Origin of the sequence: Mariniflexile fucanivorans (genome assembly GCF_004341235.1) — a bacterium.
GTDB lineage: Bacteria > Bacteroidota > Bacteroidia > Flavobacteriales > Flavobacteriaceae > Mariniflexile > Mariniflexile fucanivorans.
Genome location: NZ_SLUP01000003.1, coordinates 1 through 23095 on the forward strand (window position 1 = coordinate 1; position 23095 = coordinate 23095).

Genomic DNA, 23095 nt, shown 5'->3' on the forward strand with positions numbered 1-23095 from the left:
ATGTCCAAATCCGCTGTGTCCGTGCCGCCGTTACCATCGCTTACCGTATAGGTTGCCGTTGGTACAGTGCCATTGAAATTGGAGGCTGGTACAAATGTATAGCTTCCATCTGCGTTGATGGTCAGGTCGCCCTCGGTTAAAGCTGCCGTTGTGCCTGCTGGATAGGTTGTTGTCCCAACTACATATTGCGTAATTGTTAACACATCGCCCGTATCAATATCTGTGTCGTTCTGTAATAAATCTTCTGGTGAACCATCTAGAACAGTTAACGTCGTGTCTTCTGCTGTTGTGTCCGTCTCGCTGGTGGCTACTGGGGGGGGGTATTACAAGCACTATTATCAGCACTATTTAAAACTGCTGCGGTTGTTCCTTGCGGACTACCTACATTTGTTGGTACTCCATTAATACCAACAGATCCTTCATCAGTATCTGCCAAATTATTACTACTGGTTAAATCTGCTAAAACAAAAGAACCCGCAGCTTCTACTGCATCGGGGCAACCATCGTTATCACTATCAATATCTAATTGATTCAATATTCCATCAAGATCATAGTCATACCTATCATCTATTCCATCTCCATTAGTATCTACAAATCCTGGAGCCGTAGGATCAAAATAATTAGGAATATTATCACTATCTAAATCTCCAGATGGATCTGGTAAACCAGACGCATACTCATCTGTATCTAAAATTCCATCGTTGTCATCATCTAAATCTACTGAATCAATTATTCCGTCACCATCAAAATCTGTTGAAATAGTTAAAACAGAGACATTAGAAGTTGCTCCTAGTGCGTCTTCTACTGTAAAATTTACTAGGGCTATTCCTGTAAATCCGTTCACAGGAGTAAAAACCACATTTCCTGTTGCATCTACAACAAAGGTTCCCTCATTGGGAATAACCAAAGGAGTTCCTGGTTTTCCTATATTAAAAGGATTGTTGGGATCTACTAAAAAAATTGAAGCTGGAATGATATTGTTTTCAATATCTGAAGAACCTGCCAATAAATTTATGGATGCGCTAGGATTATTAAAGATAGTTGTTGCCGATTTATTGGTTACAACTGGTGGATTGTTAACCTGCACAACAAATGGAGAACCAAAAACTACCTCACCTAAAAACCCGACAGAAATATTTCTTAGTGTATTAGGATCATTATTATTCCTTCCTAAAGTAAAGTCCACTACACTTACATTTTTGTAATTAACTTTTACAATAGACCTTGTGTTAGCCGTACTAACTCCTGCATCCGTTATATTAGCACTTGTAAATCGAATAGAATTTGGTATCACGCCAGAAGCAGCAGTTATAATGGATTGAGGTTGAGAACTACCTGCCAGTTCATAACTAAAAGGAACAATAACTTCTGCCCATTCTTCAGCATCTAAATCTATAATCTCTAAGGTGTAGGATTCTAAAGGAAAAGGAATTGCATTAGCAATATTGCTATCAGCAGAACCTGCTACTATAAATTGTATTCGCCATCTTACAGCTTCTTCTGCGGTATCATAATTTATTTCAGGCTCAAATCTATCTTGAACAAATTGAGTATTATCAATAGAATTAATCGTTGGTGTGCCTGTAAAAGAGACAATCGATAATAAAGCATCAACATCTACAGTACCTCCATTTGCGGTCAACTCTACATCTTCTACTAAATATACAGCTCCAGGTTGGTTTGCGGTTCCTTGTATCAAAACCTGAGTATTTGGAAAAATTGGCTGACTTTGAGCAAAAGTATTACCAAAACTAAAAGAGACTAAACACAAGCAAAGGAAGATTCTAACTTGCTTGATGATAGATTGAAATCGAATAAATATTTTCATATTGTTGTTGAGTGAAATTATATTAAAATCTATATATATTGGATGAAAATTCGTAAATATAACATTATAGTTATTGAAATCAAATTGTCAATATGTTTAAATAAATCCAAATATTTTATTGAAAGATGATATTTTTCCATAAGAATAAGATAGCGATTGGTCAATAATCGAAACCAATTATTATTTTTTAAAATTGAGAATGTTATCAAATACTGTTTTTTTATTGAAATCTGATTTTATTGGTTGATTATAATTACTTTCAAATTAAAAAAGCATAATCAAATAAAAGTTTACATCTAATTTTTAAATAACAAACATATTAAACATTTTTTAAAACTAAATTTTACGTTCTACGCATTGCATACTCACACGCAACCTTTAGACTTGATGTAAACTTATAACATATTGTTTTATTAAATTTTTGCTACCTAAACTATAAGACACACAAAAAATCTTCAGGTCACAAATTATTTTTTTTCTTAACAGGCAAACTTAATACCGATTTCTATTATAAAAAATACTGATAAATAGCTATTTTAAAAATTCTTAAGAATGGCAGAAGTATTTTTTATATTATTCTTTTTAATAATATTTTGTCTGTGGGTATCAACTGTATGTTTGGATATATTTAAAATTGAAGCTATTTGTTCACTTGTATTACCTTCCGAAATCAATTGAAGAATTTGTGTCTCTCTTCGGGTCAATTTAATATTTGGAGCAATGATTCATTTTAAATGCTTTACTAGACCCAACCGGATTTTGCTATTTTTAAATTTGTTTTTACTAAAATCCTTAACACTAGCCAATAACTCTAATTTTGTTCCGTGAAGTTCTGTTACATCAAACCAAGCCCCTAAAATAATATGAGGGTAACCATTTTCGTCTTTAGACAAAACAATAATATCACGCCTTAAAGAAATGGGCTTGTTGGGTAATAATTCAGCATTATGTTTGATGACATAAAGGTTTTTTTTTGGAACAATCAAACTTGGATTATCATAAACAAATTGTATCATTTCTTTATCTAGATCCAAAACTTTTACAGATTGGTTAAAATCTCTAGAGTCATGAGAATCAATAAGGTCTTGCAATGTCCCCGATTTATTTTTATCAAACTGTAAACCAAAATTTTGTTGAAATAAAATAGGATCGAGGGATTTAGTTGTAAAAACAGCAACAAAATCCGGATTGCTTATTTTAATATACTTGTTTAGATATTTCTTGTAATTAATTTCATTAACCTGATTTTTTAAGTAATCTGAAGTACTTGAAACACTAAAAACTTTTTCTAAACTATAGGTACTCATAAAAGTTCTAATTTATATTAATTCAAATATAAGCTACCGCTCAATGAAAAACCATGAATAAAATAAAATTTTATAACTAAAATATGATTTTTCAATAATTTTAAATAGAACTATATTTGCCAAAAAATGATTAATGACATTTAAGGAAGAAATACAACGACGACGAACCTTTGGCATCATTTCGCATCCCGATGCTGGAAAAACAACACTTACTGAAAAATTATTACTTTTTGGAGGTGCCATACAAGAAGCTGGTGCTGTAAAAAGTAATAAAATTAAAAAAGGCGCGACTAGTGATTTTATGGAAATAGAACGCCAACGTGGTATTTCGGTGGCCACTTCTGTATTGGCTTTTGAATATGATGGTATTAAAATTAACATTCTTGATACGCCAGGACATAAAGATTTTGCTGAAGACACCTTTAGAACCCTTACAGCTGTTGACAGCGTTATTGTGGTTATTGACGTAGCAAAAGGTGTTGAGGAACAAACTGAAAAATTGGTTGAAGTTTGCCGTATGCGAAACATCCCCATGATTGTATTCATTAATAAAATGGATAGAGAAGGTAAAGACGCCTTTGATTTATTGGATGAAATTGAACAAAAATTAGGATTAAAAGTGGTCCCTTTAAGTTTCCCCATAGGTATGGGATATGATTTTAAAGGTATTTATAATATTTGGGAGAAAAACATTAATTTATTTAGTGGTGATAGTAGACGAAATATTGAAGAAACCATTAAAATTTCAGATTTAAATGCGCCTGAATTAAACAAACTGATTGGTGACAAAGCTGCCAAAACATTACGAGAAGAAATAGAATTAGTTGATGGTATCTATCCTGAATTTGACAAGCAAGCATATTTAGATGGCCATTTGCAACCTGTGTTTTTTGGATCTGCATTAAACAATTTTGGAGTTCGTGAGCTACTCGATTGTTTTATTGAAATAGCACCAAAACCAAGACCAAAACAAAGTGAAGAACGCCTTGTGAAGCCCGAAGAAGATAAGTTTACAGGTTTCGTGTTTAAAATTCATGCTAATATGGATCCAAATCATCGTGATCGTTTAGCCTTTATCAAAATAGTATCGGGCACTTTTGAAAGAAACAAACCTTATTTACATGTTCGTCATGGAAAAAAATTAAAATTCTCTAGTCCGAATGCTTTTTTTGCTGAGAAAAAAGAAATTGTAGATATTTCATACCCTGGTGATATTGTAGGTTTACACGATACCGGTAATTTTAAAATAGGAGATACACTAACCGAAGGTGAAGCCATAAATTACAAAGGTATTCCAAGTTTTTCACCTGAGCATTTTAGATATATTAATAATGCCGACCCTTTAAAGTCAAAACAATTATTTAAAGGAATTGACCAATTAATGGATGAAGGTGTTGCCCAATTATTCACTTTAGAATTGAACGGACGAAAAGTAATTGGTACTGTAGGTGCGCTTCAATATGAGGTTATTCAATATCGTTTAGAGCATGAATATGGTGCAAAATGTACTTATGAAAATTTAAACGTTTATAAAGCTTGTTGGGTGGATCCAAAAAATTCTAATACCGATGAATATAAAGAATTTACAAGAGTAAAACAACGTTATTTAGCAAAAGACAAACAAAACCAATTGGTGTTTTTGGCTGATTCTGCGTTTTCATTACAAATGACTCAGCAAACCTATCCAAATTTAAAATTCCATTTTACCTCAGAATTTTAGTGGTTAAACGAGTATTTTTTTAATCAAAATAAGATATTCGTAATTTTAGTTAACAATAATTATCATATTATTATTTTTGTAATACTATTTTAAGATATTAAAAATTATATAGAATTTCAAAACCCCCAAACTTGAAAACCTATGGAATCTTATAAAAATGAATTCAGCAATAACGACATAACCGTTAGCTACGAATCCTGTAAATGCATACATGCCGAAAAATGCGCGCAAGAATTATCAGAAGTTTTTAGAACAAGTGTAATTCCTTGGATTAATTTAGATGGAACTGAGACCCAACGCATTATAAAACAAATTAAAAGATGCCCTTCAGGAGCATTGAACTATAGAAAAAACATTACCAAACGAGCTTCATAAATTTAAACAAAAAAGAGGCTGTCTGAAAAGTGTATTATATTTACTTTGTCATATTGAGCTTGTCGAAACCGATGTTGATTATCAATAGGTTGTAATATTTCGACAGGCTCAATATGACGCAGAATTATACTTTTCAGACAGCCTCTTTTACTTATTTTAAGCTTGACCTGTTGGACCAAAATTCAAGGGAATTGGCGGTTGCTCGTAATCTTTAATTTCACCATGGGCATTTTCAAATCTTGATACATTTTCTCCTAATGCTTTCAGTAATCTTTTAGCATGTTGTGGTGTTAATATAATTCTAGATTTCACTTTGCTTTTAGGAACCCCTGGCATGATACTAACAAAATCGACCACAAATTCTGAAACAGAATGATTAATAATTGCCAAATTTGAATATATACCATCGGCTACTTTTTCATCCAATTCAATATTTATTTGCCCTGGTTTTAGATTCTCTTTTTCGTCTGACATAATCTTAATATTTTTAAATTAAAAAAGCCTTCAAGTTTAGTTACATGAAGGCTTTTATGTTTATATTTTCCTGCCTTCGCAGGGATTTATGAGATTCCCGCCTTCGCGGGAATGACAAATATTAGTTGTAATTTAATTCTTGTTTTACTTGCATCATTTCATCAAACTCTTCTTTAGAGCCAACGATAATATCAGTATATCTACGCATACCTGTACCTGCTGGAATTCTATGACCAACAATAACATTTTCTTTCAAGCCTTCTAAACTATCCACTTTACCAGCTACTGCTGCTTCGTTAAGTACTTTAGTTGTTTCTTGGAAAGAAGCTGCTGATATAAATGATTTCGTTTGAAGTGACGCTCTAGTAATACCTTGTAATATAGGTGTTGCTGTTGCTGGCATCGCATCTCTTGCAGTAACAAGATTCTTATCCTCTCTTCTCAAAATAGAATTCTCATCTCTTAATTCGCGAGGCGATACTATTTGACCTGCTTTAAGGTTTGAAGAATCTCCAGCATCTTCAACAACTTTTAATCCGAAAATGGCATCATTCTCTTGGATAAAGTCATCTTTATGAGCTAATTGATCTTCTAAGAAAAGCGTATCACCAGAATCAATAATTTGCACTTTACGCATCATCTGTCTTACAACAACCTCAAAGTGTTTATCATTAATTTTCACACCTTGTAAACGATATACTTCTTGTACTTCATTTACTAAATATTGTTGAACTGCTGAAGGTCCTTTAATATTTAAGATATCATCTGGAGTTATAGAACCGTCTGATAAAGGCATACCCGCTTTCACGTAATCATTTTCTTGAACAAGAATTTGATTCGACAATTTCACTAGGTATTTTTTAACTTCACCTAATTTAGATTCTACAACAATCTCACGGTTACCACGTTTAATTTTTCCGAATGAAACCACACCATCAATCTCACTTACAACAGCAGGATTTGAAGGGTTACGTGCTTCGAATAGCTCGGTTACACGAGGTAAACCACCTGTAATATCACCTGCTTTAGCAGATTTACGAGGTATTTTAACTAAAATCTTACCTACGCCAATCTTCTCTCCGTCGTTAATCATTAAGTGAGAACCTACTGGTAAGTTGTATGAACGAATAGTTTCTCCGCTAGCATCTTCAATATGAAGAGTTGGAATTAACTTCTTGTTTCTAGATTCTGAAATTACTTTCTCTTGGAAACCTGTTTGCTCATCAATCTCTACTTGGTAAGTAATACCTTGTTCGATGTTTTCATATTTAATTTTTCCAGCAAATTCTGAAATAATCACACCGTTATATGGATCCCAAGTACAAACAACATCTCCTCTGTTTAATTCTTGACCGTTTTTAATTATTAAAGTCGATCCATAAGGAATATTATTGGTACTTAACGTAATACCAGTTTTCTTATCAACTAATTTAAGCTCCGATGTTCTAGAAATAACAATATCAATATCATTTCCTTCACCATCTTTACCTTTAACAGTTTTTAAATCTTCAATTTCAGCAATACCGTTAAACTTAACGATTAATTTATTTTCTTCTGAAATGTTACCTGCAATACCACCCACGTGGAAGGTACGAAGTGTTAACTGTGTTCCTGGTTCACCAATAGATTGAGCGGCAACAACACCAACAGCTTCACCACGTTGTACCATTTTACCAGTAGCTAAGTTACGACCGTAACATTTAGCACAAATACCTTGTAACGCTTCACAAGTTAATGCTGAACGTACTTCTAAACTATCAATTGGAGAGTTTTCAATTGCTTTTGCTATATCATCTTCAATTAATTGTCCGGAAGCAACTAATAATTCATCAGTAATTGGATCATAAACATCATTCAATGATACACGACCAACAATTCTTTCTTCTAAAGTCTCAACAATTTCATCGTTTTTCTTCAATGGCTCCACTTCAACACCTCTTAATGTTCCACAATCTTCAGTGTTAATAATAACATCTTGAGAAACATCCACCAAACGACGTGTTAAGTAACCAGCATCAGCCGTTTTAAGAGCCGTATCCGCAAGACCTTTACGCGCACCGTGAGTAGAAATAAAGTATTCTAAAATCGATAATCCTTCTTTAAAGTTAGAAAGAATTGGATTTTCAATAATTTCACCACCACCTGCATTCGATTTTTTAGGTTTGGCCATTAATCCACGCATACCTGTAAGCTGACGAATCTGTTCTTTAGATCCACGAGCTCCAGAATCAAGCATCATAAATACCGAGTTGAATCCTTGTTGGTCTTCACGAATACGTTTCATAGACAATTCAGTCAATTCCGCATTTGTAGATGTCCAAATATCAATTACTTGGTTATAACGCTCGTTATTGGTAATAAGTCCCATGTTATAGTTACCCATAATACCATCAACAAGTGTATTAGCTTTATCAATCATTCCTTGTTTTTCTGGTGGAATGATAATATCACCTAAACTGAATGATAATCCACCTTGAAATGCAAACTTAAACCCTAAATCTCTAATAGAATCAAGGAAATCTGCCGTTTCAGGAACCGAAGTATATTTTAAAATACTACCAATAATATCTCTTAAAGATTTTTTAGTAAGTACTTCATTGATAAACCCAGCTGCTTGTGGTACTTTTTGGTTAAATAATACACGGCCAACCGTAGTATCAATAATAGTTGGTGCTAATTTACCATCAGAATTAATATCCAACGTTCTAACTTTAATACCAGCATTTAAATCTACACGTTTTTCGTTGAAAGCAATTTCAACTTCTTCTGGTCCATAAAAAGATAAACCTTCACCTTTAACTGCAGCTTCTGGAGTCGATTTACGTAACTTGGTCATGTAATAAAGACCAAGTACCATGTCTTGAGAAGGTACGGTTACTGGTGATCCATTCGCAGGGTTTAATATATTATGAGATGCCAACATTAATAATTGACATTCTAAAATAGCTTCTGGCCCTAATGGTAAATGTACCGCCATTTGATCCCCATCGAAATCCGCGTTAAACGCCGTACATACTAATGGGTGTAATTGGATTGCTTTCCCCTCAATTAATTTTGGTTGGAATGCTTGAATACCCAATCTGTGTAATGTAGGAGCACGGTTTAGTAATACAGGATGTCCTTTAAGAACGTTTTCCAAGATATCCCAAACCACAGGCTCTCTTTTATCTATAATTTTCTTAGCAGATTTTACAGTTTTTACAATACCTCTTTCAATTAATTTTCTAATTACGAAAGGTTTGTAAAGTTCTGCTGCCATATTTTTTGGCAATCCACATTCATGTAATTTTAATTCAGGTCCAACAACAATTACCGAACGTGCTGAATAATCCACACGTTTACCAAGTAAGTTTTGACGGAAACGTCCTTGTTTACCTTTTAATGAATCTGATAACGATTTTAATGGTCTGTTAGAATCAGTTTTAACCGCTGAAGATTTACGTGTATTATCAAATAACGAATCTACAGATTCTTGTAGCATACGTTTTTCGTTACGTAAAATTACTTCCGGCGCTTTAATCTCAACTAAACGTTTCAAACGGTTATTACGGATAATAACACGACGGTATAGATCATTTAAATCTGATGTTGCAAAACGACCACCATCTAACGGCACTAACGGACGTAATTCTGGTGGGATGATTGGAATAACTTTCATAATCATCCATTCTGGACGATTTTCACGGTTATTGTTAGATTCTTTTAAAGACTCAACAACTTGCAAACGTTTTAAAGCCTCTGTTTTACGTTGTTTAGAGGTTTCAGTATTTGCTTTATGACGCAATTCGTATGATAAAGACTCTAAATCGATTCTTGATAATAATTCAATTAAACACTCTGCTCCCATTTTAGCAAGGAACTTGTTTGGGTCATTATCATCTAAATATTGGTTATCTTGAGGAAGTGATTCAAGTATATTTAAATATTCTTCTTCTGTTAAGAAGTCCATTTTTTGTACTGGCTCACCTTCTTCATTTTTAGCATTACCTGGTTGAATTACTACATAACGTTCGTAGTAAATAATCATATCTAATTTCTTAGATGGTAAACCTAATAAATATCCTATTTTATTTGGTAACGAACGGAAATACCAAATATGGGCGATTGGCACCACTAAGTTAATGTGACCAACTCTGTCTCTACGTACTTTCTTTTCTGTTACTTCAACACCACAACGGTCGCAAACGATACCTTTATAGCGAATTCTTTTATATTTACCACAAGCACATTCGTAATCCTTTACAGGACCAAAAATACGCTCACAGAACAAACCATCTCTTTCTGGTTTGTGGGTTCGATAATTGATAGTTTCAGGTTTTAAAACTTCACCTCTAGATTCTGCTAAAATAGATTCAGGTGATGCTAAACCAATAGAGATTTTATTAAATCTTCTTACTGTATTCTTATCTTGTTTTCTTGCCATGTTCTTTTAGTATTCAGTCTCAGTCTCAGTATTCAGTTTAATAATTAAACTGAATACTGCAACTTCATACTTTTTTTATTCCTCTAATCTGATATCTAATCCTAAACCTTTTAATTCATGCATTAATACATTGAAAGATTCCGGTAGTCCTGGATCTGGCATTGGTTCGCCTTTTACAATAGCTTCGTACGTTTTAGCTCTTCCAATAACATCATCCGATTTTACTGTTAAGATTTCACGTAGTGTACTTGATGCACCATATGCTTCAAGTGCCCAAACCTCCATCTCACCAAAACGTTGACCACCAAATTGTGCTTTACCACCAAGAGGTTGTTGTGTAATTAATGAGTATGGTCCAATAGAACGTGCGTGCATTTTATCATCAACCATATGTCCTAATTTCAACATATAGATAACACCTACCGTTGCTGGTTGGTCAAAACGTTGTCCTGTTCCACCATCGTATAAGTAAGTATGTCCGTATCTTGGAATGCCTGCTTCATCAGTTAATTCATTAATTTGATCAATAGTTGCTCCATCAAAAATAGGTGTCGCATACGTACGTCCTAATTTTTGACCAGCCCAACCAAGAACGGTTTCATAAATTTGACCAATATTCATACGAGATGGTACCCCAAGTGGATTTAATACAATATCAACTGGTGTTCCGTCTTCTAAGAAAGGCATATCTTCTTGACGAACGATACGAGCAACAATACCTTTGTTACCGTGACGCCCTGCCATTTTATCACCAACTTTAAGCTTACGTTTTTTAGCAATATAAACCTTCGCTAATTTTATAATACCTGCTGGTAACTCATCACCAACTGAAATTGTAAACTTCTCACGTCTTAAAGAACCTTGTAAATCGTTTTCTTTAATTTTGTAGTTGTGAATTAAATCGGCAACTAATTGATTGGTATGATCATCTGTAGTCCATTTTCCAGACACTAAATGTGCATAATCATCAACCGCATTTAACATTTTTTGAGTGAATTTTTTACCTTTTGGTAATACTTCTTCACCTAAATCGTTAAAAATACCTTGAGCCGTTTTACCGTTTACGATGTTGAATAATTTTTCTATTAAAACTTCTTTTAAATCATCAAATTTTCTATCGTAAATAGCTTCTAATGCTACAATATCATCTTTATCTTGAGCTCTTTTACGTTTATCTTTAACAGCTCTTGAGAATAATTTTTTCTCAATAACAACACCATTTAATGATGGAGATGCTTTTAAAGACGCATCTTTTACATCACCGGCTTTGTCACCAAAGATAGCTCGTAATAATTTTTCTTCTGGAGTTGGATCAGATTCTCCTTTTGGAGTAATTTTTCCAATTAAGATATCGCCAGGTTTCACTTCTGCACCAATGCGAATCATTCCATTTTCATCTAAATCTTTAGTAGCTTCTTCAGAAACGTTAGGAATATCATTAGTTAACTCCTCGTTACCTAATTTAGTATCTCTTACTTCTAATGAATACTCATCGATATGAATAGATGTGAAAATATCTTCACGAACCACTTTTTCAGAAATAACAATCGCATCCTCAAAGTTATAACCTTTCCAAGGCATGAAGGCCACTTTCATGTTTCTACCTAATGCTAATTCTCCTTTTTGAGTTGCATAGCCTTCACATAAAACTTGTCCTTTTTCTACTTTATCACCTTTTACCACGATTGGTTTTAAGTTGATAGAAGTTCCTTGATTGGTTTTTCTGAATTTGATTAATTGGTATGTTTTAACATCACTATCAAAACTTACTTTAGCTTCATCTTCAGTACGATCGTATCTAATTTTAATTTCATTAGCATCAACGTAAAGCACTTCACCTGTTCCCTCTGCATTAATTAATACACGAGAATCTGATGCTACTTGACGCTCTAAACCTGTACCCACAATAGGTGCTTGAGGCAATAATAATGGAACTGCTTGACGCATCATGTTCGATCCCATCAAGGCTCTATTCGCATCATCATGCTCTAAGAACGGAATTAAAGACGCCGAAATAGACGAGATTTGGTTTGGCGCCACATCCGTATAATGTAACCCAACTGGATCCATTACTGGGAAGTCACCTTCCATACGTGCAATTACCTTATCATGTAAAATTTTACCGTTTTCATCTACTTTCACAGTAGCTTGAGCGATTAATTTACCTTCTTCTTCTTCTGCACTTAAATATACTGGTTTGTTCTTAATGTCAACCACACCATCGGTTACAGGACGGTAAGGTGTTTCAATGAAGCCCATGCCATTCACTTTAGCAAAAACTGAAAGTGATGAAATTAAACCAATATTTGGTCCCTCAGGCGTTTCAATTGGACATAAACGACCGTAATGTGTATAGTGAACGTCACGTACCTCGAAACCTGCTCTTTCACGAGATAAACCTCCTGGTCCTAGTGCAGATAAACGACGTTTGTGAGTAATCTCCGCTAATGGATTTGTTTGATCCATAAACTGAGATAACTGGTTTGTTCCAAAGAAAGAATTAATAACAGACGACAACGTCTTAGCATTAATTAAATCGATTGGAGTAAACACCTCATTATCACGAACGTTCATACGCTCACGAATTGTACGTGCCATACGTGCTAAACCAACACCAAATTGTTGAGATAATTGCTCACCTACTGTACGTACACGACGGTTAGATAAATGGTCAATATCATCAATCTCAGCTTTAGAGTTGATAAGCTCGATTAAATATTTAATAATGGTGATAATATCTTCTTTGGTAAGCACTTGCTTATCCATTTCAATATTAAGACCTAATTTTTTATTCATTCTGTAACGCCCAACTTCACCTAAAGAGTAACGTTGATCACTGAAGAATAATTTATCGATTATTCCACGTGCAGTTTCCTCATCTGGCGGCTCTGCATTACGTAATTGTCTATAGATATGTTCAACAGCCTCTTTTTCAGAGTTTGTTGGATCTTTTTGAAGCGTGTTGTGAATAATGGCGTAATCACCTTGTTCAGCACTTTCTTTATGTAAAAGAATCGCCTTTACATCAGCATCAATAATTTCTTCAATATTATCTTTATCTAAAATAGTATCACGATCAAGAATAATTTCATTACGCTCGATTGATACTACCTCGCCTGTATCTTCATCAACAAAATCCTCATGCCATGTGTTTAAAACACGTGCCGCTAATTTTCTACCTTGATATTTTTTTAAGCCTGTTTTAGACACTTTAATTTCTTCAGCTAAATCGAAAATCTCTAAGATATCTTTGTCACGCTCAAAACCGATAGCTCTAAATAACGTAGTAACAGGTAATTTTTTCTTTCTATCAATGTACGCATACATTACTTGGTTAATATCCGTAGCAAATTCAATCCAAGATCCTTTAAAAGGGATTACCCTTGCTGAATATAATTTTGTTCCATTTGCATGGAATGATTGCCCGAAAAACACCCCTGGTGAACGGTGTAATTGAGATACTACAACGCGTTCTGCACCATTAATACAAAATGTACCACTTGGTGTCATGTAAGGTATGGTTCCTAAGTACACATCTTGAACAATGGTCTCGAAATCCTCATGTTCAGGGTCTGTACAATATAACTTTAACCTTGCCTTCAGCGGAACACTGTAAGTAAGACCTCTTTCAATACACTCGTCGATAGCATAACGTGGTGGATCTACGAAGTAATCTAAAAATTCTAAAACAAATTGATTACGTGAATCAGTTATTGGAAAGTTCTCCATGAAGGTATTATATAAACCTTCATCGCCTCTTTCTTCAGACTTTGTTTCTAATTGGAAAAAATCCTGGAAGGATTTAATCTGAATATCCAAAAAATCTGGATATGCTGTTCTATTTACAATAGAGGAGAAATTTAATCTTTCAGCTTGTGTTGATAACATCAATGGACGGAATTTTGATTAAAAAATAATAGTTGTGGCGTATCTAACTCTTATATACGCAAAATGGTTTAGGTCTTGAAGGTTAAACTCCAGACCTAAACCTTTATGTTGTTTGGTAGCTAAGCTTATTTAAGCTCAACCTCTGCTCCAGCTTCTTCTAAAGATGCTTTTAAAGCTTCAGCTTCGTCTTTAGATACTCCTTCTTTAACATTACTTGGAGCTCCGTCAACTAATTCTTTAGCTTCTTTTAATCCTAAACCAGTTAATTCTTTAACTAATTTTACAACACCTAATTTAGATGCACCAGCAGCTTTTAATACAACTGTAAACTCAGTTTGAGCTTCAGCAGCATCATCACCACCTGCAGCAGGACCAGCAGCAACTGCTACAGCAGCAGCAGCAGGCTCAATACCATACTCATCTTTTAATATTGTAGCTAACTCATTTACTTCTTTTACTGTTAAGTTAACTAATTGTTCTGCGAAATCTTTTAAATCTGCCATTTTCTATCGTTTTTAATAAATTTTAATTTGTAATATAATTGTAATATAGTGCGTACTGTTTAATACTATCCTTCTTTTTCAGATAGTGTTTTTAAGATACCAGCTAGTTTTCCGCCACTTGATTTAAGTGCTGAAACAACGTTTTTAGCAGGCGATTGTAATAATCCTATAATCTCTCCTAATAACTCTTCTTTAGACTTGATATCAACTAACATGTCTAATTGGTTGTCGCCAATATAAACGCATTCCTCAATAAAAGCTCCTTTCAATAAAGGTTTCTCTGATTTTTTACGGAAGGTTTTAATTAACTTTGCTGGTACATTACCTGTTTCAGAATACATCACCGATGTATTTCCTTTTAAAATTGATGGAAGGTTTCCAAAATCTCTTTCAGACGCTTCCATTGCTTTTTCAAGTAATGTGTTTTTTACTACTGCTAATTTTACGTTTGCCTTAAAACAAGCACGACGTAAATCTGAGGTTTGTAATGCATTCAATCCAGAAATATCTGCTACATAAATGTGAGCATTATTGGCTAATTCTGCAGTTAAGTCCTCAATTACTTGTGATTTTTCTTCTCTTGTCATAATAAAAGTATTTAACTAATTAACCAACTTTAGGATCAACAGCAACACTAGGACTCATAGTACTAGAAAGGAAAATACTTTTAACGTATACACCTTTAGCAGTTGTTGGCTTAAGTTTTATTAATGTTTGAATTAATTCTGTTGCATTACCTGCAATTTTATCAGCACTAAAAGATGCTTTTCCTATTGCTGCATGAACGATACCGGTTTTATCAACTTTAAAGTCAATTTTACCAGCTTTAACTTCTTCTACAGCTTTAGCAACATCCATAGTTACTGTACCAGTTTTTGGGTTAGGCATTAAACCACGAGGACCTAATACACGTCCTAAAGGACCTAATTTACCCATTACACTTGGCATAGTAATAATTACGTCTACATCGGTCCAACCATTCTTGATTTTATCAAGATATTCGTCTAAACCAACGTAATCTGCTCCAGCTTCTTTAGCTTCTGCTTCTTTATCTGGAGTAACTAATGCTAATACTTTCATGTCTTTACCAGTACCGTGAGGAAGTGAAACAACACCTCTTACCATCTGGTTTGCTTTACGAGGATCTACTCCTAAACGTACAGCAATGTCTACTGATGCATCAAACTTTGTATTAGTAATTTCTTTTACTAATGCAGATGCTTCATTAAGAGAGTAAACTCTCCCTTTCTCAATTTTTGCTAAAGCTTCTTTTTGCTTTTTTGTTAATCTTGCCATTTTTTAATGTCTTTTATAGATTACTTTGGTGCGTTTCCAGTCACGGTTATACCCATAGACCTTGCGGTACCAGCTATCATCGTCATAGCAGATTCAATAGTAAATGCGTTTAAATCTACCATTTTGTCTTCTGCTATTGTTTTGATCTGTTCCCATGAAACTTTAGCTACTTTTTTTCGGTTTGGTTCTCCTGAACCACTCTTTAACTTGGCCGCTTCTAATAATTGTACTGCAGCCGGAGGCGTTTTAATAACGAAGTCGAAAGACTTGTCTTTATATACGGTGATAACAACAGGTAATACTTTACCTGGCTTATCTTGCGTTCTAGCATTAAATTGCTTACAGAACTCCATAATGTTAACCCCAGCAGCACCTAAAGCGGGTCCAACCGGTGGCGACGGATTCGCAGCACCTCCCCGAACTTGTAACTTAACTACTTTACCAATTTCTTTTGCCATTTTTAATAATTTAAGTTGATACGCTTTTTAATTTGGAAGCAAAAAACCGTATCTTTTATATAGTGTAACAATTATTATACTTTTTCAACCTGCATATAACTTAACTCTAATGGTGTTTTTCTTCCAAAAATCTTAACCATTACTTCTAGTTTACGCTTTTCTTCATTTATTTTTTCGATAGTTCCATCAAATCCATTGAATGGTCCATCAATAACTTTTACAGTTTCTCCTTTAGTAAATGGAATTGCAACTGTTGAATTTTCTTCAACTGACAATTCATCTACTTTACCTAACATTCTGTTTACTTCAGATTGTCTTAACGGCACAGGATCTCCACCTTTTGTTTCACCTAAGAAACCAATTACATTTGTAACCGATCTGATGATATGAGGAATTTCTCCTGATAAATTTGCTTGAATCATAATGTAACCTGGGAAGAATACTTTTTCTTTGTGTATCTTTTTTCCGTTACGTATTTGAATCACGCGCTCTGTTGGAACTAACACTTGATCAACATAATCTTGAAAACCTAAACGAGCAATTTCATTCTCGATATAAGTTTTAATCTTATTTTCTTGACCACTTACAGCCCTAACAACATACCATTTTTTTTCGCTTACCTCAGACATATTTCTTCTTTAACTAATCAATTGAAAATAAAATGCTATCACTTTACTGAATACGGTATCAATTCCCCAAATTGCTAAGGAAAATATAATTGAAAATACAGCAACTAAAACAGTTAAACTTTGTGCTTCTGCCCAAGTTGGCCAGCTCACATTGTTTTTAAGTTCGCCAAATGATTCTTTTACGTAATTTACAATTCCAGCCATTTATTTGTTTTTTTCAACAGATTAAAAATTTCTGTCTCTCAATATAAAATTGATTCAAGTGAAATCTTTATTTCTTAATTCATTTTTAAGAAGCTTACACATATAAACTTCTCATTTTGCACGGGTTGGGAGACTCGAACTCACGACACCTGGTTTTGGAGACCAGTGCTCTACCAACTGAGCTAAACCCGTAAACATAAGTCAAGGTATTCCGAAAAAACGGAATACCTTAGCTTATAATATATTAAACTAATTAGTCTAAAATTTCAGTTACCTGACCAGCACCTACTGTACGGCCACCTTCACGAATTGCGAAACGTAAACCTACGTTCATTGCAATTTTTTGGATAAGTTCAACAGTAATAGTTAAGTTGTCTCCTGGCATAACCATCTCAACACCATCAGGTAATTGGATGTTTCCTGTTACGTCAGTTGTACGAACGTAAAACTGTGGTCGGTAATTGTTGTGGAATGGCGTGTGACGTCCACCTTCTTCTTTTTTCAAGATATAAACCTCAGCTTTAAATTTAGCGTGTGGAGTTACAGAACCTGGCTTAACAATAACCATACCTCTAGAGATTTGAGTTTTCTCAATACCTCTTAATAAGATACCTGCGTTATCTCCAGCTTCACCTCTATCAAGGATTTGACGGAACATTTCGATACCAGTAATAGTAGATGTTAATTTCTCAGCACCCATACCGATGATTTCAACTGGATCTCCAGTTTTAGCAATACCAGTTTCAATACGACCAGTTGCTACAGTACCACGACCAGTAATAGAGAATACATCTTCGATAGGCATTAAGAAAGGCTTATCAATTTCTCTTAAAGGCTCTTCAATCCAAGTATCAACTGCTTCCATTAATTGCATAACTGTATCTACCCATTTAGCTTCACCGTTAAGTGCACCTAAAGCAGAACCAGCAATTACAGGTCCATTATCTCCATCATATTCATAGAAAGATAATAAATCTCTAATTTCCATATCAACTAATTCTAATAACTCCTCATCATCAACCATATCCACTTTGTTCATGAATACAACCATACGAGGAATACCTACTTGACGACCTAATAAGATGTGCTCACGAGTTTGTGGCATAGGACCATCAGTTGCAGCAACAACTAAAATAGCACCATCCATTTGAGCAGCACCAGTTACCATGTTCTTTACGTAATCCGCGTGACCTGGACAGTCAACGTGAGCGTAATGACGGTTTGCTGTTGAATATTCTACGTGTGAAGTATTAATTGTAATACCTCTTTCTTTTTCTTCTGGAGCGTTATCAATCTGATCGAATGATTTCGCTTCTGATAAACCTGCATCAGCTAATACTTTAGTAATAGCAGCAGTTAAAGTTGTTTTACCGTGATCTACGTGTCCAATTGTACCGATATTTAAGTGTGGTTTTGAACGATCGAAAGTTGCCTTTGCCATGTTTTTAAATAATTTTAATCTTAGTTATATAATAATATTAGTGTATTCTATTTTAATTCCAAATTGAGCCAATGACGAGAATTGAACTCGTGACCTCTTCCTTACCAAGGAAACGCTCTACCCCTGAGCTACACCGGCGTTTCATTTACGATTGCCGATTTTTTGATTTACGATTTAACTCGTAAGTCGTAACTCATAACTCGTAAATTATTGAGCGAGAGACCGGGTTCGAACCGGCGACATTCAGCTTGGAAGGCTGACGCTCTACCAACTGAGCTACTCTCGCATTTTTATTGTTAAAACCCAAAAACGAAATTCCAAATTCTAAAGAAAATGTTTACGCTATGTGATTTTGCACAAAAGGTATTTCAATATTTTAATGAACAATTTCAATTTTTGTCTAAGCAAAAATTTTGTGGGGAGAGCAGGATTCGAACCTGCGAAGACTAAGTCAGCAGATTTACAGTCTGCCCTCGTTGGCCGCTTGAGTATCTCCCCAAGCCAATTCAGAATTTAAAATTATAAATTCCGAATTATTTCATTTCAGTTTTTCAAAGAGCCGATGGAGGGACTCCCTTCGACTGCGCTCAGGATAAACTTCTCGTCCCAAGTTAAAAATAATGTTTTTACATTTTTTTTCAACTTCCTGTTTGCTATTCAAAATTTCAGAGCCGATGGAGGGACTCGAACCCACGACCTGCTGATTACAAATCAGCTGCTCTAGCCAGCTGAGCTACATCGGCGTTTTTACACTTTTTGAGCATAAAAAAAACCCGCTATTTCTAACGGATTGCAAATGTATAGATTTTTTATATTAATCAAAACATTTTTTGAGAAATTTTATTATAAATGTGTTCTTAATTTTTCTTTTCGCTTTTTTAACTGTCTTTCTAAGGAAGCTGCTGCCATATCTGCACCTTCTTCAAAACTTTTACATTGTTTTTTTACTACAAAACTATCTCCTGGCACACTCAACTTTGCTTCAAATATTTTATTTTCTTTGTCGCTTGTGTTTTCTACTTTTAAAAAAACATCTGATTGAATGACTTTATCATAAAACATATCCAATTTGTCCATTCGTTTTTGAATAAAGTCTATTAACTTTTTGTCTGCATTAAAATTAACTGATTGTGTGATTACTTTCATTCTTAATTATTTTTTGGTTAGACAATAACATTCAATACTATTTTTTACTTCTTGGATGCGAATTTACATGCACCTTTTTTAACTCAGCAATACTATTGTGAGTATAAACCTGGGTAGCTGCCAAACTTGAATGACCAAGAAGCTCTTTAACAGCATTTAAATCGGCACCTTGATTGAGTAAATGAGTTGCAAATGAATGCCTTAATATATGCGGACTCTTTTTTACTTTGGTTGATGCATTACTAAAATAATCATTTATTATTCTGTAAACAAGAGTTTCATAAATTTTAACTCCTTTTTGGGTTAAAAATAAATAATCGCTATCGGTAATACTTACTAATTCATTTCGTTCTTTCAAATACAAATTCAAGGTATGTATTACTGATTCTAATAACGGGATAATGCGTTCCTTATTTCTTTTTCCTAATACTTTTAACGTTTTATTATGTAAATTAAAACTTGAAAGTTTCAGCTCTATCAACTCGATTCTTCTTATGCCGGTAGAATAAAATAGTTCGATTATCAATTTATTTCGGATGCCTTCAAAGTTTTCTTCAAAATTAAAATCGTCTAAAACTGATGCCACTTCGGTTTCAGAAAAAGGAATTTGTATTTTTTTACTCGTTTTTAATGCTTTGTGCTTTACCAATGGGCTTACTTCAATAGTTTTTGTTTTTAGAAGAAATTTATAATACGTGTTTAACGCCGAAATTTTACGATTGATGCTTCGGTTAGACAAACCACTTTCTACCAATGCAACAATAAAAGTACGAATTTGAGCATAATTAACTTGATTAATTGAATTGGTTTGGTATTCTAATGTAATGAACTCTAAAAAAACATCTAAATCATTTTGATATGCCTTAACTGTTAATGTTGAATATTTTTTTTCCAATAAAAGATAATCTGTAAACGGTTTGAAAGACATAATTAACGAGTTAAAAGTTTAAAGTTAAAAGTTTAAAAGTTATACTGCAACTTTATATTTGTGAAGTATGGACAAAAAAAATCCCGCTAGTTAGCGGGATTTTAATTTATATATAAGAACAGATTATATATCTTCTGCATCTCTTAAACCTTGAATGTATTGTGCTTTTTGTATTTGCGCTCTACGTTCTACAGATGGCTTAGTAAATTGTTTACGAGCATTTAATTGACGTTTAGCTCCAGTTTTATCAAACTTTCTTTTAAAACGTTTTAGCGCTCTATCTATATTTTCTCCTTCTTTTATTGGTATTATTAACATAGTGTCTTAACCTCCTCTCTTTTAGAATTTTCAGGATGCAAAAATAAAAATAATTATCAATTAACAATTATCAATTGACATTTTTTTTAAGTTGCTGGCTTATATTCTTTTTTATCAATAATAATCTTAGCTAAAATCTCTCTTAAAATTTCTGAAGTCCCTCCGCCAATAGGTCCTAACCTACTATCACGCAACAGTCTAGCCATAGGATAATCTTCCATATAACCGTAACCTCCTAAAAATTGTAAGCACTGATAAATAACCTCATCTGCCATTTTAGTTGATCTAAGTTTAGACATGGTGGCGTGTTTTACGACATATTCACCTTTATTTAATCTGTAAGCTACTGAATAATTAAACTCTTTACAGATTTCCATATCTGTATATAAATCGGCTAAAGTATGTCTTAATGCTTGAAATTTATTAATTGATTTTCCAAAAGCTTTACGTTCGGACATGTACTGCAAAGCGTATTCTAAAGCATATTCTGCTCTTGCATGCGCATTGATACCCATTATTAAACGTTCGGATGCAAAATGTTGCATGATATATGAGAAGCCTTGGTTTTCCTCTCCCATTAAATTAGCGGTTGGTATTTTTACATTATCGAAAGCAATTTCACCAGTATCTGATGCACGCCATCCTAATTTATTTAATTTGGTTGCCGATACGCCAACTGATTCCCTATCAATAACAAAAATACTAATGCCTTTATTTCCTAATTCTGGTTTTGTTTTTGCAGCTACTATTAAATAATCACTGTAAACACCATTGGTTATAAATGTTTTTGAACCGTTTATAATATAGTGGTCACCTTCTTTAACTGCTGTAGTTCTCATACCTGCTACATCACTACCGCCAAATGGCTCAGTAATACACAAACAGCCAACTTTATCGCCCGTAATGCTTGCTGTTAAATACTTCTGCTTAATAGCTTCACTACCTTCGGCATTAAGATGCGTCATGGCCAAATAAGTATGTGCCCATATTGCCGCAGCAAAACCACCTGAGTTTATTTTTTGTAATTCTTCCAAAAGAATAACAGTATAAAACAAATCTAGATTTAGACCACCATAAGCCTCTGGATAATTAATTCCGAAGAATCCCATATCTCCAAATTTTTTCCAAATAAATTTGTCTATAAAACCTGCTTCTTCCCAGGCATCAATATGAGGAACCACTTCTTTTTGTAAAAAATCTTGAAGACTTTTTCTAAAAAGTTGATGTTCTTCAGTGAAGTACATACTGTTCATTTATGTTTTTTTTTCAATCGAGGGACAAATATAATTTAATTATATCGATTTTATTTACAGGAAAGTCTTTAACTTTTTTTAATTCATCAAAGGATTTAAAACCTTCTCTTAATTGACGTTGTTCAATTATACTGAAAGCTAAATTGTAATCGATATGTTGAATTGTGACCAACTCGTCAACTGAAGCTTTATTTAATACAATTTTCTTAATAGTTCGAGGTGTTTTAACAGCAAACTCTTCACTAATTTTTTCAATGACTTCGGGTTTTAAACCATAAACATCCTGAAGCTGTATAATATCAATAAAACCACCCGGAAAGGAGTTTCTTAGTTTTATGATTCGTTCTGAATAATAGTCACCTACACCATTTACTTTTTGTAATTCTTGTGCTGTTGCTTTATTTAAATCTTGCTTTTCCGCAAAGGTTTTAGGTTTTTTATTGAAAGAATAATTAGGTTTTGATGTTGTGTTTTGATTTGCATTAGTTACCCAATCTGGAAATTTAAAATAGGGTGAAATTACATCTAAAAGAGTATCGGATATTTTAGTGACTTCTTGAAATTGTTTTGTGGAATTAATCCATTGATTTTGTTTTCGAAAGGCTAACAATCTGTCAATTTCCTCATTGCTCATTCCTAGTGAAGCACCTTTATAATCTGTAATATAATTTGGGTTGAAAGGATAAGTTTTTGGTTTCCGTGCTTCTAGTTCAACTAACCTTAAGGAATCTATTTCATTTTCATAATTAGCAAGATCTGCTTTGTTTACTGATAATTCTTCTGAAGAAAAATCAATATAAAAATAAACACATTGTAATAAGATTATGAGTAGAATTAACGAAAAAATCCCATTCCGTTGACTTTTAGAAAACTTGAAATGGGATTTCATATATTATCAATTAAA

Annotated in this window: 20 protein-coding genes, 5 tRNA genes and 1 pseudogene; 2 read left to right on the forward strand and 24 right to left on the reverse strand. The window is 33.7% G+C overall.

Annotation, left to right across the window (positions count from 1 at the left end):
• The 4 genes and pseudogenes from EV196_RS19865 to EV196_RS06705 form a co-directional block, all read right to left on the reverse strand.
• Positions 1 to 257 (reverse strand): annotated as a pseudogene (locus EV196_RS19865) (cadherin-like domain-containing protein); the annotation flags it as partial.
• Positions 258 to 307: 50 nt separating this feature from the next.
• On the reverse strand, positions 308 to 1699 hold the full coding sequence (locus tag EV196_RS06695) for an Ig-like domain-containing protein (protein ID WP_132216595.1): 1392 nt from the start codon (positions 1697 to 1699) through the stop codon (positions 308 to 310).
• A 665-nt stretch (positions 1700 to 2364) separates the two neighbouring features.
• Complete coding sequence (locus EV196_RS20315) at positions 2365 to 2532, reverse strand: response regulator transcription factor (protein WP_165876118.1); 168 nt, start codon at positions 2530 to 2532, stop codon at positions 2365 to 2367.
• A 21-nt stretch (positions 2533 to 2553) separates the two neighbouring features.
• Positions 2554 to 3135, reverse strand: coding sequence for a hypothetical protein (locus EV196_RS06705; RefSeq protein ID WP_132216598.1), 582 nt, complete (start codon positions 3133 to 3135; stop codon positions 2554 to 2556).
• A 133-nt stretch (positions 3136 to 3268) separates the two neighbouring features.
• Between EV196_RS06705 and EV196_RS06710 the strand changes: the two genes are divergently transcribed.
• Together EV196_RS06710 and EV196_RS06715 are read left to right on the forward strand one after the other, a co-directional pair.
• Positions 3269 to 4855 carry a peptide chain release factor 3 gene (locus EV196_RS06710; RefSeq protein ID WP_132216601.1) on the forward strand — a complete coding sequence of 529 codons (1587 nt, stop codon included), beginning with the start codon at positions 3269 to 3271 and terminating at the stop codon, positions 4853 to 4855.
• Between the two features lie 141 nt (positions 4856 to 4996).
• On the forward strand, positions 4997 to 5230 hold the full coding sequence (locus tag EV196_RS06715; RefSeq protein ID WP_132216604.1) for a (4Fe-4S)-binding protein: 234 nt from the start codon (positions 4997 to 4999) through the stop codon (positions 5228 to 5230).
• 156 nt (positions 5231 to 5386) lie between these two features.
• Here EV196_RS06715 and EV196_RS06720 read toward each other — a convergent pair whose 3' ends face one another.
• The 20 genes from EV196_RS06720 to EV196_RS06815 all read right to left on the reverse strand — a co-directional run bounded on the left by EV196_RS06720 (position 5387) and on the right by EV196_RS06815 (position 23080).
• On the reverse strand, positions 5387 to 5704 hold the full coding sequence (locus EV196_RS06720) for a DUF3467 domain-containing protein (RefSeq protein ID WP_132216607.1): 318 nt from the start codon (positions 5702 to 5704) through the stop codon (positions 5387 to 5389).
• Positions 5705 to 5825: 121 nt separating this feature from the next.
• Complete coding sequence (rpoC, locus tag EV196_RS06725) at positions 5826 to 10127, reverse strand: DNA-directed RNA polymerase subunit beta' (RefSeq protein ID WP_132216610.1); 4302 nt, start codon at positions 10125 to 10127, stop codon at positions 5826 to 5828.
• Positions 10128 to 10202: 75 nt separating this feature from the next.
• Entirely contained in the window at positions 10203 to 14015 is a 3813-nt protein-coding gene (gene rpoB / locus EV196_RS06730) for a DNA-directed RNA polymerase subunit beta (protein ID WP_132216613.1), read from the reverse strand.
• Positions 14016 to 14140: 125 nt separating this feature from the next.
• The gene (gene rplL / locus EV196_RS06735) at positions 14141 to 14518 is read right to left on the reverse strand and encodes a 50S ribosomal protein L7/L12 (RefSeq protein ID WP_132216616.1); all 378 of its coding nucleotides are present in this window, start codon (positions 14516 to 14518) and stop codon (positions 14141 to 14143) included.
• Between the two features lie 65 nt (positions 14519 to 14583).
• Positions 14584 to 15105: a 50S ribosomal protein L10 gene (rplJ, locus tag EV196_RS06740; protein ID WP_132216619.1), complete on the reverse strand. Its 522-nt coding sequence runs from the start codon at positions 15103 to 15105 to the stop codon at positions 14584 to 14586.
• 19 nt (positions 15106 to 15124) lie between these two features.
• Positions 15125 to 15814, reverse strand: a complete 690-nt coding sequence (rplA, locus tag EV196_RS06745; RefSeq protein ID WP_132216622.1) for a 50S ribosomal protein L1 — start codon at positions 15812 to 15814, stop codon at positions 15125 to 15127.
• 20 nt (positions 15815 to 15834) lie between these two features.
• Positions 15835 to 16272 carry a 50S ribosomal protein L11 gene (rplK, locus tag EV196_RS06750; protein ID WP_132216625.1) on the reverse strand — a complete coding sequence of 146 codons (438 nt, stop codon included), beginning with the start codon at positions 16270 to 16272 and terminating at the stop codon, positions 15835 to 15837.
• A gap of 74 nt (positions 16273 to 16346) precedes the next feature.
• Complete coding sequence (gene nusG, locus EV196_RS06755) at positions 16347 to 16901, reverse strand: transcription termination/antitermination protein NusG (protein WP_132216628.1); 555 nt, start codon at positions 16899 to 16901, stop codon at positions 16347 to 16349.
• A gap of 9 nt (positions 16902 to 16910) precedes the next feature.
• A complete protein-coding gene (gene secE, locus EV196_RS06760; RefSeq protein WP_132216631.1) occupies positions 16911 to 17105 on the reverse strand; it encodes a preprotein translocase subunit SecE in 195 nt (64 codons plus the stop codon).
• Positions 17106 to 17224: 119 nt separating this feature from the next.
• Positions 17225 to 17297, reverse strand: a tRNA-Trp gene (locus EV196_RS06765).
• A 61-nt stretch (positions 17298 to 17358) separates the two neighbouring features.
• Positions 17359 to 18546 (reverse strand): elongation factor Tu, encoded by a 1188-nt coding sequence (gene tuf, locus EV196_RS06770; protein WP_132216634.1) that lies wholly within the window; start codon positions 18544 to 18546, stop codon positions 17359 to 17361.
• Positions 18547 to 18612: 66 nt separating this feature from the next.
• Positions 18613 to 18684 (reverse strand) — tRNA-Thr (locus EV196_RS06775).
• A 75-nt stretch (positions 18685 to 18759) separates the two neighbouring features.
• A tRNA-Gly gene (locus tag EV196_RS06780) sits at positions 18760 to 18832 on the reverse strand.
• Between the two features lie 130 nt (positions 18833 to 18962).
• Positions 18963 to 19044: transfer RNA gene (locus EV196_RS06785), tRNA-Tyr, on the reverse strand.
• Between the two features lie 171 nt (positions 19045 to 19215).
• Positions 19216 to 19289, reverse strand: a tRNA-Thr gene (locus EV196_RS06790).
• Between the two features lie 100 nt (positions 19290 to 19389).
• A complete protein-coding gene (gene hpf / locus EV196_RS06795; protein WP_132216637.1) occupies positions 19390 to 19692 on the reverse strand; it encodes a ribosome hibernation-promoting factor, HPF/YfiA family in 303 nt (100 codons plus the stop codon).
• A gap of 37 nt (positions 19693 to 19729) precedes the next feature.
• Positions 19730 to 20620 carry a tyrosine-type recombinase/integrase gene (locus EV196_RS06800; RefSeq protein WP_132216640.1) on the reverse strand — a complete coding sequence of 297 codons (891 nt, stop codon included), beginning with the start codon at positions 20618 to 20620 and terminating at the stop codon, positions 19730 to 19732.
• A 123-nt stretch (positions 20621 to 20743) separates the two neighbouring features.
• Complete coding sequence (rpsU, locus tag EV196_RS06805) at positions 20744 to 20938, reverse strand: 30S ribosomal protein S21 (protein WP_132216643.1); 195 nt, start codon at positions 20936 to 20938, stop codon at positions 20744 to 20746.
• Positions 20939 to 21024: 86 nt separating this feature from the next.
• Positions 21025 to 22191, reverse strand: a complete 1167-nt coding sequence (locus EV196_RS06810) for an acyl-CoA dehydrogenase family protein (protein WP_132216646.1) — start codon at positions 22189 to 22191, stop codon at positions 21025 to 21027.
• A 13-nt stretch (positions 22192 to 22204) separates the two neighbouring features.
• Positions 22205 to 23080, reverse strand: a complete 876-nt coding sequence (locus EV196_RS06815; RefSeq protein WP_132216649.1) for a ComEA family DNA-binding protein — start codon at positions 23078 to 23080, stop codon at positions 22205 to 22207.
• Between the last annotated feature and the right edge of the window lie 15 nt (positions 23081 to 23095).